Here is a 13674-nt window from a genome sequence, read left to right as displayed (position 1 = left end):
AATGAGCTCAAGGAGAGCGACCACATGGCCTTTGCTGAACATGTAAAGAATTGTACGGAGTGTAAGAAAGAATATCAGGAATTATCCCAGGCCTGGCATGCTTTGCCGTTTGATTATACCGAGATCGAGGTGCCTGAATCGCTAAAAGGCGAGGTGCTGGGGTTTGTTTTTGATCCCAAAAGGAAAAGCGGTAAGGAAACATTCATGGATAAGATGAGCAAGCGCGCCATGATGCTCAAAAACCAGTTCACTCCAGTTTCAACCAGTATTGTGGCCGTCTTGTTGCTCGCGTTTATTGGTCTTGGAATAGCAAATGTACAGGTAAAAAATCACCATGCCGAAAATATACCCATTGAAATTTTAACGGCGATTCCCTTAAAAGCAGCCAATCAAAGCCACCCGGGAACAAACGGCGTCGCCTATATTGTCCAGCAGGGATCAGAGAAAAATTTGGTGGTGCAGGTTCACGAATTGCCCGGTGTCGAAGGTTCACAGGTTTACCAGGTTTGGCTGCTGAAAAACAGCACAAGGGAAAATGGTGGCATATTCAAGCCGGACGAAAACGGATCCGGAATACTGACCTACCAGCTCGCCGAAGGGCAGACTTTTGATCAAATCGGCATCACTGTCGAACCGGACGCCAACAGCAGACAACCAAGAGGAAAAAAAATAGCCGGGTCATAGATGGTAACAGAAAAGGACAGATACATTTTAAATATCTGACTAACCGTATAGTACGAACGGGTGCTAATGTTCTTACGGGAATCGGTATTGCCTTCCTTCCCGAAATGACAACGAAAGTGGAAGTTGAACGGGGCGAACTTGTTGCTCTTCCATGGCAAATTCCAGACTTGCGCGTGTATACACAGATGTCATGGCATAAAGACAAATGCCTTTCACCAATGGGTCCGGTCTAATCCTTTATTTTCACTGAACATTTGGATGGAAACGTAAAAAGAGCAGACTGCCGAATACTCGGAGTCTGCCCTTTTTGTTGGGTGGGTGCTGATACGAACTTATTTTTTATTCGTTTGCTTACGCAGTTACTGGTTTGCCTTCATCCAGCAATTGACGCAGAACCGTTTGCAGGATACCACCATTGCGGTAGTAGTCCACGTCTACCATGGAATCGAGGCGCACGATTACTTCGAATTCGAAGGTGCTGCCATCTTTCTTGGTTGCTTCTACTTTTACGCGTTGTCCAGGTTGAACATCATCGGAGAGACCTACAATGTTGAAGGACTCAGTACCGTCGATGCCGAGGGACTTCCAGCTTTGGTCACCAGCGAATTGCAGAGGCAGAACGCCCATACCAACCAAGTTAGCACGGTGGATACGCTCGAAGCTCTCAGCGATAACCGCTTTGATACCCAAGAGGAATGTACCTTTAGCTGCCCAGTCACGGGAAGAACCAGTACCGTACTCTTTACCAGCCAGTACAACGAGTGGAGTACCGTCTGCTTGATACTTCATGGAAGCATCGTAGATGGACATTACTTCGTCAGTTGGCAAGTATTTGGTTACGCCGCCCTCAGTTCCAGGAGCTACTTGGTTGCGGATACGGATGTTTGCAAATGTACCGCGCATCATTACATCGTGGCTACCACGACGAGCACCGTAGGAGTTGAAGTCTTTGCGCTCTACGCCGTTTGCTTGCAGATACAGACCTGCTGGGCTAGTTGGCGAGATGTTACCTGCTGGGGAGATATGGTCAGTTGTCACAGAATCACCGAAGAGTGCGATGGTGTTCGCTGCTTTGATGTCTGCGATTTTAGCGATTTCTCCAGCCAGGTTTTGGAAGAATGGCGGCTCTTGGATGTACGTGGATTTTTCATCCCACTCGTACAGGTCGCCAGTTGGAACGTCGATTTTGTTCCAAGCTTCATTTTGCGTGAACACTTGGCCGTACTCAGCGCGGAACAGAGCAGGATTCATAGCTTTGTCCATTGCAGCTGCGATCTCTTGTGGAGTTGGCCAGATGTCTTTCAAGAATACAGGTTGACCGTCTTTGCCAGTGCCGATTGGCTCTGTAGTCAGGTCGATATCTACAGTACCTGCCAGTGCATAGGCGATAACCAATGGAGGAGAAGCGAGGTAGTTCGCTTTTACCTGTGCATGGATACGACCTTCGAAGTTACGGTTACCGGAGAGTACCGCTGCAACTGTCAGATCTTCGTCTGCGATAGCTTTGCTGGTTTCCTCTGGCAATGGACCGGAGTTACCGATGCAAGTGGTGCAACCATAACCTACTACGTTGAATCCGATAGCATCCAGGGAGTCGATCAGACCAGCGTCAGTCAGGTATTGTGTAACTACGCGGGAACCTGGAGCCAGGGAGCTTTTTACGAAAGCAGGCTTTTTCAGGCCTTTTTCCACAGCTTTTTTCGCCAGGATACCTGCACCCAGCATTACGCTAGGATTTGATGTATTGGTACAGGAAGTGATCGCTGCGATAACAACTGCACCTGTTTTCAGCGTAGCTGTTTCACCGTTTGCATAAGCAACTGGTGCGCTAGCTGCGATTTTCTCTTCGGAGAGACCAAATCCGCCTTTGTCGATCGGCGTACGCAAGCTGTTATTGAAGGATTCCTTCATAGCAGTCAGTTCTACGCGGTCTTGAGGACGTTTTGGACCAGCCAAGCTAGGTACGACAGTGGACAGATCCAGTTCCAATGTTTCGGAGAATACTGGGTCAACAGTCTCGTCAGTACGGAAGAGGCCTTGTGCTTTGGTGTAAGTTTCAACCAAGGAGATGAGGTCTTCTTCACGACCAGTTTGACGCATGTAGTTGATTGTTTCAGCATCTACTGGGAAGAAGCCCATTGTAGCGCCATACTCAGGTGCCATGTTTGCTACGGTAGCGCGGTCAGCCAGCGAGATGTTGGACAGGCCTGGTCCGTAGAACTCCACGAATTTACCTACAACGCCTTTTTTACGCAGCATTTGCGTAACAGTTAGAGCGAGGTCGGTTGCAGTTGCACCAGCATTCAGTGTGCCAGTCAGTTTGAAACCAACTACTTCTGGAGTTACGAAATACAGAGGTTGGCCGAGCATTCCTGCTTCTGCCTCGATACCACCAACACCCCATCCAAGAACACCAAGACCGTTGATCATAGTGGTGTGGGAGTCAGTACCTACGAGAGAGTCAGGGAAAGCAACCAATTCGCCATCTACTTCACGAGTAGCGATTACAGTTGCGAGGTACTCCAAGTTTACTTGGTGAACGATACCAGTAGCTGGAGGAACCGCACGGAAGTTGTCAAACGCAGTTTGTGCCCAACGCAGGAAGCGGTAGCGCTCTTGGTTGCGTTCGAATTCCAATTTCATGTTGTTGTCCAGAGCGGACGCGTTACCGAAATCGTCAACCATGACGGAGTGGTCGATAACGAGGTCAACTGGAACCAATGGGTTGATTCGTTTTGGATCTCCACCAGCGCGCTTCATCGCGATGCGCATCGCTGCCAAGTCAACTACAGCCGGTACACCGGTGAAGTCTTGCAGTACGATACGAGCTGGCATGAGAGGTACTTCTTGGTTTTCGTCGCGGCCTTTTGTCCAGGTCGCCAATTGTTGTACGTGTTCTTTCGTGATTGCACGGCCGTCGAACTGACGAACAGCAGCCTCGAGCAGAACTTTAATGGAGAACGGCAGTTTGGAAACATCGCCCAATCCTTGTTCTTCCAACCCTTGCAGGCGATAGTAAGCAAAAGACTTGTCGCCTACTTGCAGGGATGACTTTACTTTGTAAGCATCTTTGTTAGCCAATGTATACAACCTCCCTATAATAACATGGAGTTTCATCTGGTGAAACACTGTTTCGTTTCTTCATTACGAACCTATTATATACGATTTGTTTCCCGGCTTCTACCCCAAATTCATCATTTATATACAAAAATCATAGGTAAAGAAAATTGGATCACGAACGTCTTCTTATTATAAAGAAGAAAATTGCACGCACTTCAATTATTATCCCGTTTATATTTCGTTTACATTCATGCAGTATCTTATCTCTTGCAAGCGACAATGAATGGAGGAAAAGGGGAGAAATGAACGAATGGAACAGAAGAATAGCGTAGCGAAATGGGGAAACTGGCGACCTTTCTTTCGATTAATAATGGAAACAAAGCCATCCAAGCTAAAAATCGGCGTCGCGTTGTTCATGAGCATCGCCACCACACTGGTTAGCTTAGTCATTCCGTTGTTTACGAAGGATTTGGTGGACAGCTTTTCCCTATCTACGATCACGACACCACAAATCATTCTATTGATCGTAGCCTTTATCGCACAAGCCATTGCGGGAGGGCTGTCCATCTACTTATTAAATCATGTCGGCGAGAGTGTGGTGGCCTCACTCCGTGAACGACTCTGGAAAAAGCTGCTCGTCCTGCCGATCTCTTATTATGATAACAACCGGACAGGTGAGACGATCAGTCGAATGACCAACGATACCGGTGTTGTGAAAAGCCTGATTAGTGATCAACTGTCCAGCTTTTTCACAGGATTGATCACGATTGTTGGTTCTGTGGTGACTTTGCTCTACCTCGATTGGCAAATGACGTTGACCATGCTCGTTGCTGTGCCGCTGTGCATCGGGATTCTCATACCGCTTGGTAGTCAGATGTACAAAATTTCAAAAGGATTGCAAGATGAGACCGCCAGCTTTACGACAATTATGAATCAAGTACTCCAAGAGATGCGGCTCGTAAAATCCTCCAATGCTGAAACACACGAACTGGGGATGGGAACAAAGGCAATCGGGAATTTGTTCCGATTCGGGCTGAAAGAAGGGAGAGTCCAAGCTGTCATTGGACCGTTAATGTCCTTTATCCTGATGGTGCTACTCGTGGTTGTAATCGGCTATGGCGGCATGCGGGTGTCCTCGGGAGCATTGACAGCTGGTGAGCTGGTCGCGTTTATTTTGTATCTGGTGCAAATTGTTATACCGCTGGGGCAATTCACACAGTTTTTCACCTCCTTACAAAAAGCCATGGGGGCAACAGAAAGAATCATTGCGACGCTGGACGCCGAGGAAGAAGATCTTTTGACAGGACGGACGCTTGAAAACGCAGGCCAGCCCATTCATGTGAACCATGTGAGCTTCGCGTATGAGAACGGGGAAACGATACTCGATGATGTCAGCTTTACGATTGGGGCCGGAAAAGTAAATGCGATTGTCGGACCGAGCGGAAGCGGCAAGACGACGTTGTTTTCATTGGTTGAAAGGTATTATCAGCCACTGAGTGGAGAAATCAGGCTGGGTCATGATCCTATTACGGATTTTTCCTTGAAGTCGTGGAGAAGTCAAATCGGTTACGTGTCTCAGGAAAGTCCATTGATCGCCGGAACCATCCGAGAAAATATTTGCTACGGGATTTCACGGACGATTAGCGAGGAGGAACTGAAGGAGGCGGCAAAGATGGCCTATGCGGATCAATTTATTGAGGAATTGCCGAATGGCTATGAGACAGAAGTAGGGGAGCGAGGCATGAAGCTATCGGGCGGACAGCGCCAACGAATCGGGATTGCCCGTGCACTGCTTCGGAACCCGCAAATCTTGATGTTGGATGAAGCGACCTCTAGCTTGGACAGCAATTCCGAGATGATCGTCCAGAAGGCGTTGCAAAATTTGATGAAGGGACGTACCACCCTCGTGATTGCCCATCGCTTGTCGACTGTGGTGGAAGCAGATCAAATCATCTTTTTGGAAAAGGGAAAAATCACAGGGATGGGTTCACATGAAGAGCTTTTTCAAACCCATGAGATGTACCGCGAATTGGCTAGTCAGCAATTGCTCGTAAAAGAAAGGGTGTAGAACGTGACCACAATTATGGTTGTCGACGACGATCCGCATATACGCGAGCTCGTCAGCGTCTTCTTGCGCAATGAAGGCTTTACGATAGTGGAAGCCGCAGACGGACAGGAGGCACTGGACAAATTGGAGTCGGTTCAGGCACAACTGGTGATTCTTGACATCATGATGCCGAATATGGATGGCTGGGAGCTGTGTCGGCATCTTCGCAAGCATTATGATTTTCCCTTGCTCATGCTGACTGCGAAGGGAGAGACATCGCAAAAAATCAAAGGCTTCGAGCTAGGGACAGACGATTATTTGGTGAAGCCGTTTGATCCGCAGGAGCTGGTCGTCCGGGTGAAAGCGCTGCTCAAGCGTTACCGGATTGCCGCTTCGCATCAGGTTCAAGCAGGAAAACTGCTACTTGATCGTAAAACGTTTGCAGTCGCCAGTGGCACGAAAACATGGAGCATTCCACTCAAGGAGTTCGAGCTGCTATTCAAACTGGCCAGCTATCCCGGGCAGACCATCTCCCGGGAGCAGCTGATCGAACAAATATGGGGCTATGATTTTGAAGGAAATGAGCGTACGGTAGACGTGCACATCAACCGATTGCGGGAGCGTTTTCCGGAAGCGATGTACGGCTTTTTGATCCGGACGGTCCGGGGACTTGGTTATCGATTGGAGATCGTCGTATGAAAAAGAGGCGGCGAGAACATTCCCATGTTTTGCTGAAACTCGCAGGCGTGGTGGGCTTATGTGCTGTTTTTGCCTTGTGCGGGTTAGGTGCGTACGGGATTACCACTCTCTTTTATGGCTATGTGGGCTATGATCCCAATGGTCTTGTAAAAGCGGTGGTCCATTCAGTTTTGAACTGTATTTTGTTTATTGGGGTAGGCATGATCGTTTCTTTCTTCACCATGCCAAGGCATCGGGGCAGGTTTCAACCATTGATTGATGCGCTCAGACGGATCGCCATGGGGGATTTTCGGGTCAATCTCGATATCAAGCTGGCGCACGAATGGGGGGAGCTGGTGGAAGGCATTAACCATGTGGCGGAACAATTAAATGAAATGGAGAAGCTGCGGCAGGAGTTCATCTCCAATGTTTCCCACGAAATCCAATCACCGCTGACGTCCATCAGCGGGTTTGCTCGCGCCCTGCATAATGAAAGACTTAGCCCAGATGAGCGTAAACGTTACTTGGAGATTATCGAGTCGGAAAGCAAGCGGCTGTCCAAGATCAGTGACAACCTGCTGAAGCTCACTGCGCTAGAGGGCATCCAGCATGATTTAGAGCGGAAGCGGTATCGGTTGGACACGCAACTCCGCGCAATCATCCTCGCATGCGAGCCGCAATGGATGGCGAAAGAGATTGAAATGGACATAGACTTGGAAAAAGTCGAAATCGTCGCCGACGAAGATATGCTGAGTCAAGTTTGGACCAACTTGCTTGGCAACAGCATCAAATTCACGGAGGCAGGCAGGAAAATCAGCGTAAAGCTGGAGACGGTAAACGGAGAAGTGCTCGTGAAAATAACCGACTCGGGAATCGGGATATCCAAGGAAAATCAGGAGCGCATTTTCGAAAGATTTTTCAAGGCGGACCCATCGCGGAATCGAGCCAATTCGGGTAGTGGTCTGGGGCTAGCTATCGTGAAAAAAATAATCGATTTGCATCATGCCACGATCGCCGTTGAGAGTGAAGTAGGGAAAGGTACCACGTTTACGATTACATTTGTTCAAACCGCATAAAAAAGCTGCCCCTTCGTCCGAGCGACGGTCTGGGACAGCTTATTTTCATTACGGGTTAAGCAGTTACGCGCCGATATATTTGGCATGGAGCGAACGTGCCAGGCTGATGTCATCTGTGCCTTGCACAAGGACACGACCATCCGGGAAAATGACGAGCGTGTACGTATCGACACGGAAACGCAGCAAAAACTTGTTTTGCTCGATTTGTCCCAAAGGGGAGAGTCTATCAGCCAATGCGTTCAGATCAAGTGTAATTGCAGCGGCGGGCGAGATTTGTACGGTGTCTCGACCGCAAAGCGAAACGGCTTGTCCATCCTGGGTATCCGGTTGCAAAAACGAAAATTGCTTCTGCCCACATGTCGGACAGTCGTCTCGGCGGGCATTGACCACCTTGATTTGCTGATGGCGGTTATGCCAAATCTCAAAGTGCTCCAAATTCGGATTAAGATCATCCGTTGCGCCTACTAACAGCTTGAATGCTTCTGTTGCCTGATAAGAGGCGACGATGTGAATGATCGGTCCGATGACGCCAGCCGTGTCACAGGTAGGCATCTCACCCGGGTTTGGCGCTTCAGGGAAAAGACAGCGCAAGCAAGGCGTGATCCCCGGACGAATCGCGGTAAATGTTCCGGTCGCACTCACAGCGCCACCGTACACCCACGGAATACTATGCTTAACGCAAACATCGTTCACGAGATATCTCACCTGAAAGTTATCCGTCGCATCCAGAACGAGATCGACATCTGCCAGCAATTCCTCCGCATTGTAAGCGGTGAGGTCTGCGACAATCGGTTCGATCGTGACAGCTGAGTTGATCTTTGCCAGCTTGGCGTGAGCGGCGATTGCTTTTGGCAAATGCTCGGCTGCATCGGATTCGTCGTAGAGCATTTGACGCTGCAGGTTGCTCGGCTCGACGAAGTCGCGGTCAATGATTCGGACAAAACCTACTCCAGCACGGACCATATGATTGGAGAGAACAGTTCCGAGCGCTCCCATGCCGACGATCGCTACACGGCTTTGCCCGAGCTTTTCCTGTCCACTGCGCCCGATCGGATAAAACAATATTTGACGGGAATAGCGAGTATCCAAGGCGTTACTCCACCTTTCCTTCTGGCATCGCAAGCGGATTCCACGGTCCTTGCTGATGTCCCTTCCATTCGCTGCCATCTTCCCACATTTCTTTTTTCCAGATGGGAACGATCTGTTTGAGTCGCTCGATGGCATAACGGCCTGCTTCAAACGATTCATTGCGATGCGCTGTTGCAACGGCACAAACAACCGCAATTTCTTCCACAGCCAAATTACCGATACGATGGTGCATCGCGACTTGAGCGTCTGGCCAGCGTTCCTCGATTTCTGCTGCGACCTGCTTCATTTTTTCAACTGCCATAGGGGCATACGCTTCATAGGACAAATACACCGTGCGCTGACCATGGGTAAATTCCCGAACAGTTCCGACAAAAGTAAGGATCGCGCCTGCATGCGGGTTACTTACCAGACGAACCAGCTTGTCCGCAGAAATGGGCTCCTCAGTAATGGCAAAGCGCGGGTCTTCTTCTCCGCCGCTTACGGGAGGTAAGAGGGCAATCTCGTCGTCGGCTGAAATGACCTGATTTTTCGCCGCATATTCATGATTGATAGAGACAAAGCAACTGCCTAAAAGCGCAGAGAGCGCAGGATATTCTTTTTCCACTGCTTGCAGAAGATCGCTAACGGTCGCGCCTTCAGATAGGGTCAACTGTACTTCCCGGGCATTCGCACGTTCGGCGAGTCCGGCAAATAACAAGATCGTAATGGTCAAGACAATTCCTCATTTCCCTGGATGATACTACTCTCTAGGCTAGACGATATCATAAACCGATCAAAGTTGCCAATGAGTGGGTGTTTCAATCAGCGGTTGATTCTAAGGGGCAAAGCCTTCCTGACTCAAATAGATCTGGTCCGGGGGAAAAACACGTAATAGCCGATCATAAACGATCCGATAAGCGGAAGGATCATACCATTGTTCTAGTCCAAGCTGTTCATAGAGAGCGGGAATGCCGTTTCTTTTCGTTCGTTTACCGCCGCTGCCATCTCCCATATAAAAATCGTCGACACAGACACGTGTGACCAAGGGGCGCAAAATCTCCGGGAATGACTCACTGCTAGGCAAAACAGGGGCAATGGTTGCTTGGGTAGGGATGCCTGCTTCCGCCAAACGCTGGAGTGTTTTGAGCCTCGCTTGAATGGGGGGAGCTTGTGGGCTAAAGTGCCTGCGAATCTCCTCCAAATCGGTCTCGACGGTCATGCTGACGCGGACGCGATCACCCAGCAGGAGCAACAAATCGGCATCCCGCCAAACCAAGGGACTTCTCGTCTGCACCAGCAAAAAATCAGGTGGATTCTCTACCATGACTTCGAGTAAAGACCTCGTTACCTTTTCCGTTTGTTCGATGGGCTGGTACGGGTCTGTACTCGAAGACATGAAGATGGTCACCTTTCCTTTTTTCTTTGCCCGCAAAAGCTCCTTGCGCAATAAATCGGCAGCTTGCTGCTTAATGTCAACCCACGTGCCCCATTGCTCGTTGCGAAACAAAGAGACAGGCATTTGCCGAACATAGCAATAGGAGCAGGCGAAAGAACAGCCCGTATACGGATTGAGCGAGTGGGTGTAATCCGCAAGAAATCCGCTTCCTTTATTGAGGAGTGTTTTCGGCATTTTATAGGAAAGGATACTTTTCATACTGTTCGTTCCTCACTTTGCATCATGAAAAATAATCCCGAGGCTATAGCGCTTTCCTGAGGTAATCGTGCTGACACCGTGGCGCAGCGTGTTTTTATAGTAGCCTCGTGTTCCCTGCACAGGACGATAGGATGTCGGGAAAATCAGGCCAGCGCCTTGGTCCAAGGTTATCACATGTCCCCGGCTCTGCGCGCGCGGCCGTTGCTCCATCAGAAGAAATTCTCCGCCCCTGTAGTCCTTCTCCTTCTGATTCAAGGCAAAAACAACTTGAAATGGGAAGAACACCTCGCCGTACATATCCTGATGCAAGCAATTGTAGCCACCCGTTTCGTATTTCAAAATCAATGGAGTAGAGCGCAGCTGACCCTGAGCGTGACATTGCGACAAAAATTCAGGGAGGGTAGCAGGATAAATAGCTTCGCGTCCAAGCATTTCCAGCCACCGATTCGCAGTCTGCGCAAGCATCGGATAAAAGCCTTCGCGAAGCTCCTGCAAAAGCGAGGGAAGGGGAGCCTGATAATAACGATACTCCCCTTCACCGAAACGGTACCGTGCCATCTGGATCGTATTGCGAAAAAGGTCATCCTGTCCATACGTAGCGATTAATTCTTCGCACGCATCCGCGCTTATTAAGGAAGGAAAAGCAGCGTACCCTTGTTCGTCCAACTCCTGTTGCAGGGAATGCCAGTCAAGTGCAGCGATCCTATCTGTCAGGGAACTAGCCATGCTTCACACCCCGATTCGTCTTTTTCTCCAGATCAAGCAGAGTGGTCTTCATGGGCAGTCCTCCACGATAGCCAGTCAGTGAACCGTTTTTACCGACAACGCGGTGACAGGGGACTGTAATGAGAACCGGATTGGCACCGATTGCTGCACCTACGGCACGAACAGCAGCAGGCTTATCAATGATGTTCGCAATGTCGGTGTACGATGCCGTTTGACCGTATGGGATTTGGCGCAGTGCCTCCCAGACAGCGAGCTGAAAAGGCGTTCCAGACAGGTCGCAATCCATGGAAAAATGCTCACGCGTTCCCTGCAAATACTCCATCAGTTCTGTTGCAAAAGGCTTTAGCCATGGATCGTCTTGCACCAATGCGCTTTGTGGGCGATGCTTTTCAACCCACGCTTCCAATTCAGCAAAAGGCTGGTTGACCGAGCCGACATAACAAAGTCCGGCAGCCGTTGCAGCCAAATATATGGTCCAATCAGCATTCACAAGCATTGACCACCGTACCGTCTGATCCTTAATCGTTTCCATTTCCATACGCCTCCTTTGAGCTGTGTACGCACAGTATACCTCCAACACCTGTTCTTCGTACGTTTTTAGGAGTGGATGAGCAAGATAACGAAACGTCCTCTACATTCCCATTGCTTTTATCCAGCGGTGGGAGTAAGGTAGGATGAGATAGAGGAGGAACGATGCTAGTATGACTGATCAATTAACACATTTTAATGAACAAAATCGAGCGCGGATGGTGGACGTGTCTGAGAAGGACGTCACAAAACGGGTGGCTGTAGCCGAGAGCCAAATCAGCATGAAACCCGAAACACTTGCCCGAATCCGTGAAGGTCGAATCGAAAAGGGCGATGTACTCGCAGTGGCCCAGGTAGCAGGTGTCATGGCTGCCAAAAAAACGTGGGAAATCATCCCGATGTGTCATCCGCTGCCATTGACTGGCATCGACATACAATTTGCTTTTGTAGATGAAACGAAGCTTGCGATTACAGGAACCGTAAAGACGACAGGGAAAACAGGCGTCGAGATGGAGGCGTTGACCGCTGTCAGTGTAGCGGCTTTGACGGTGTATGACATGTGCAAAGCCATGGATAAAGAAATGATAATCGGTCCGACCAGTCTGCAATCCAAGACAGGCGGAAAAAGCGGCGATTTCCATCGGGGAGAGAAGTAAGCCATGAAGCAAAAGTGGGAATCCTATCCGAGCAGCATTCGTTTATTGGCGATTGCTGCCGTCATTTTTTCTACCGGAATGGCATGTATTTGGCCGCTAGTCACGATCTATATTCACAACCATCTCGGAAAGCCGCTGACTGTAGCCGGCTTCTTGTTGCTTTTAAATCAAGGCGCATTTTTGATCGGGAGTATTGTCGGCGGGATGATGTTTGACCGCTGGGGCAAAATGCGCACCATTGTTGTTGGCTCCATCGGAGGAATGGTTATTTCCGTCGGTTTAGGTGTTACACAAGATTTTACCGTTTATGTCCTACTGTTATTATTGAATGGACTGTTTTATGGATCCCTTTCTCCCGTTATGAATGCATTGGCAGTGGTTTTATGGCCGGAGGGAGGCCGTAAAGGAATCAATCTGATTTACGTCTCCCTCAATGTGGGGGTAGCTGCCGGCTCTGCTTTAGGCGGCTTCTTGGCAAGTGTTTCGTTTGCTTGGACGTTTTTCGGAAATGCGATCTCACAAGTCATTGTGCTGATGATGTTCATGTTCATTTTGCCGCGTCAGTTAAAACTGGCAGAGCAAAAACGTCAATTGCAGACGACTGCTCCTGAACAAACAGAGGGCGAACTTCTACGACAACCACAGCAAGAGACGAAGGTCGTATGGGGAGCATTGCTGCTATTATGCGGGGGGCTCTTAATTAGCTGGATTGTCTACGTACAATGGACGACGGTGCTGTCGACCTACATGCAATCTCTGGGCATCTCACTCCGCCAATACAGTCTGTTGTGGACGCTGAACGGCGGTTTGATCCTGTTTGGTCAGCCATTGATTGCGTGGGTTATTCGACGCTTTGCCCGTACACTAAAAGCACAAATGCTCTTGGGCGCTTATATTTTTGCCTTGTCGATGTTGATTTTGTCGCAATCAACGGTTTATGCAGGCTTTGTGGCAGGCATGTTCATCATGACGCTGGGAGAAATGCTCGTGTGGCCAGCGGTGCCGGCAGTAGCTGCACAGTTTACGCCAGAGGGACGAGAAGGCTTCATTCAAGGTCTGATTGCAGGGACTGGATCAGCAGGGCGGATGATCGGACCATTGCTTGGCGCTTTCATTTTCCAATCGATTCATGCACAGGGACTATTGTTTGTGATGGCAGGCTTGTGTCTGTTGTCTGTCGCATTCTTTGCCTTCCACACATCTTTTCAAAAAAGAAGGCATCAAGTTTCGGTACAAAATCAAGCATCTTGACACGGTTTACGTGCTCAAGTAGTATGATATAGACGAAAAAACAGTATATTCCGTGTGTTTGACTTATTCAGAGAGGTGGAGGGACTGGCCCTATGAAGCCCGGCAGCGGATCTGTTCCATGTGATGGACAGATGCTGTGCCAATTCCAGCAGGATTTTTTCCTGACAGATAAGGACGTGACCAAGCTGATCTCCCCCTTTTTCTGTATGGAAAAAGGGGGTTTTACTGTATTGGCCCAAGAAAGGA

Annotated in this window: 12 protein-coding genes, 1 pseudogene and 1 riboswitch; of the genes and pseudogenes, 7 read left to right on the top strand and 6 right to left on the bottom strand. The window is 49.2% G+C overall.

All coding sequences use genetic code 11. The annotated features are described in order from the left end of the window. Positions 1-24: 24 nt before the first annotated feature. Both ACKKE8_RS22610 and ACKKE8_RS22605 read left to right on the top strand, forming a co-directional pair. Positions 25-684 (top strand): anti-sigma factor, encoded by a 660-nt coding sequence (locus ACKKE8_RS22610; RefSeq protein ID WP_409174985.1) that lies wholly within the window; start codon positions 25-27, stop codon positions 682-684. Positions 685-755: 71 nt separating this feature from the next. Continuing rightward, positions 756-917, top strand: a pseudogene (locus ACKKE8_RS22605) (LysR substrate-binding domain-containing protein); the annotation flags it as partial. A 118-nt stretch (positions 918-1035) separates the two neighbouring features. Here ACKKE8_RS22605 and acnA read toward each other — a convergent pair. Further along, complete coding sequence (gene acnA, locus ACKKE8_RS22600; RefSeq protein WP_409174984.1) at positions 1036-3765, bottom strand: aconitate hydratase AcnA; 2730 nt, start codon at positions 3763-3765, stop codon at positions 1036-1038. Between the two features lie 289 nt (positions 3766-4054). Here acnA and ACKKE8_RS22595 point away from each other — a divergent pair, with 289 nt between their 5' ends. The 3 genes from ACKKE8_RS22595 to ACKKE8_RS22585 are packed head-to-tail and all read left to right on the top strand — an operon-like array spanning position 4055 to position 7545. Next, on the top strand, positions 4055-5812 hold the full coding sequence (locus ACKKE8_RS22595) for an ABC transporter ATP-binding protein (protein ID WP_409174983.1): 1758 nt from the start codon (positions 4055-4057) through the stop codon (positions 5810-5812). Between the two features lie 3 nt (positions 5813-5815). Continuing rightward, on the top strand, positions 5816-6490 hold the full coding sequence (locus ACKKE8_RS22590) for a response regulator transcription factor (RefSeq protein ID WP_409174982.1): 675 nt from the start codon (positions 5816-5818) through the stop codon (positions 6488-6490). Further along, a complete protein-coding gene (locus tag ACKKE8_RS22585) occupies positions 6487-7545 on the top strand; it encodes a sensor histidine kinase (protein ID WP_409174981.1) in 1059 nt (352 codons plus the stop codon). The genes ACKKE8_RS22590 and ACKKE8_RS22585 overlap by 4 nt, the downstream gene beginning before the upstream one ends. Positions 7546-7608: 63 nt before the next feature. Here the strand turns inward: ACKKE8_RS22585 and ACKKE8_RS22580 are convergent, their stop codons facing one another. The 5 genes from ACKKE8_RS22580 to ACKKE8_RS22560 all read right to left on the bottom strand — a co-directional run bounded on the left by ACKKE8_RS22580 (position 7609) and on the right by ACKKE8_RS22560 (position 11525). Further along, entirely contained in the window at positions 7609-8634 is a 1026-nt protein-coding gene (locus ACKKE8_RS22580) for a ThiF family adenylyltransferase (RefSeq protein ID WP_409174980.1), read from the bottom strand. 4 nt (positions 8635-8638) lie between these two features. Then, complete coding sequence (locus ACKKE8_RS22575; RefSeq protein WP_409174979.1) at positions 8639-9346, bottom strand: molybdenum cofactor biosynthesis protein; 708 nt, start codon at positions 9344-9346, stop codon at positions 8639-8641. A 102-nt stretch (positions 9347-9448) separates the two neighbouring features. Further along, entirely contained in the window at positions 9449-10267 is an 819-nt protein-coding gene (locus tag ACKKE8_RS22570) for a radical SAM protein (RefSeq protein ID WP_047071884.1), read from the bottom strand. 12 nt (positions 10268-10279) lie between these two features. Further along, positions 10280-10993 (bottom strand): 2OG-Fe(II) oxygenase, encoded by a 714-nt coding sequence (locus tag ACKKE8_RS22565; protein ID WP_409174978.1) that lies wholly within the window; start codon positions 10991-10993, stop codon positions 10280-10282. After that, positions 10986-11525, bottom strand: a complete 540-nt coding sequence (locus ACKKE8_RS22560) for a methylated-DNA--[protein]-cysteine S-methyltransferase (RefSeq protein ID WP_409174977.1) — start codon at positions 11523-11525, stop codon at positions 10986-10988. Before ACKKE8_RS22560 ends, ACKKE8_RS22565 begins: the two co-directional genes overlap by 8 nt. 169 nt (positions 11526-11694) lie before the next feature. Between ACKKE8_RS22560 and moaC the strand changes: the two genes are divergently transcribed. After that, positions 11695-12177 (top strand): cyclic pyranopterin monophosphate synthase MoaC, encoded by a 483-nt coding sequence (moaC, locus tag ACKKE8_RS22555; RefSeq protein ID WP_409174976.1) that lies wholly within the window; start codon positions 11695-11697, stop codon positions 12175-12177. 3 nt (positions 12178-12180) lie between these two features. Continuing rightward, on the top strand, positions 12181-13428 hold the full coding sequence (locus tag ACKKE8_RS22550) for an MFS transporter (RefSeq protein WP_409174975.1): 1248 nt from the start codon (positions 12181-12183) through the stop codon (positions 13426-13428). 60 nt (positions 13429-13488) lie between these two features. Next, positions 13489-13603, top strand: a riboswitch (SAM riboswitch). The last annotated feature ends 71 nt before the right edge of the window (positions 13604-13674 follow it).

The organism is Brevibacillus fortis (assembly GCF_046196545.1).
Taxonomy (GTDB): domain Bacteria; phylum Bacillota; class Bacilli; order Brevibacillales; family Brevibacillaceae; genus Brevibacillus; species Brevibacillus fortis_A.
Note: the sequence above shows the minus strand (reverse complement) of the source record. Positions and strands in the feature narration are given on the sequence as shown.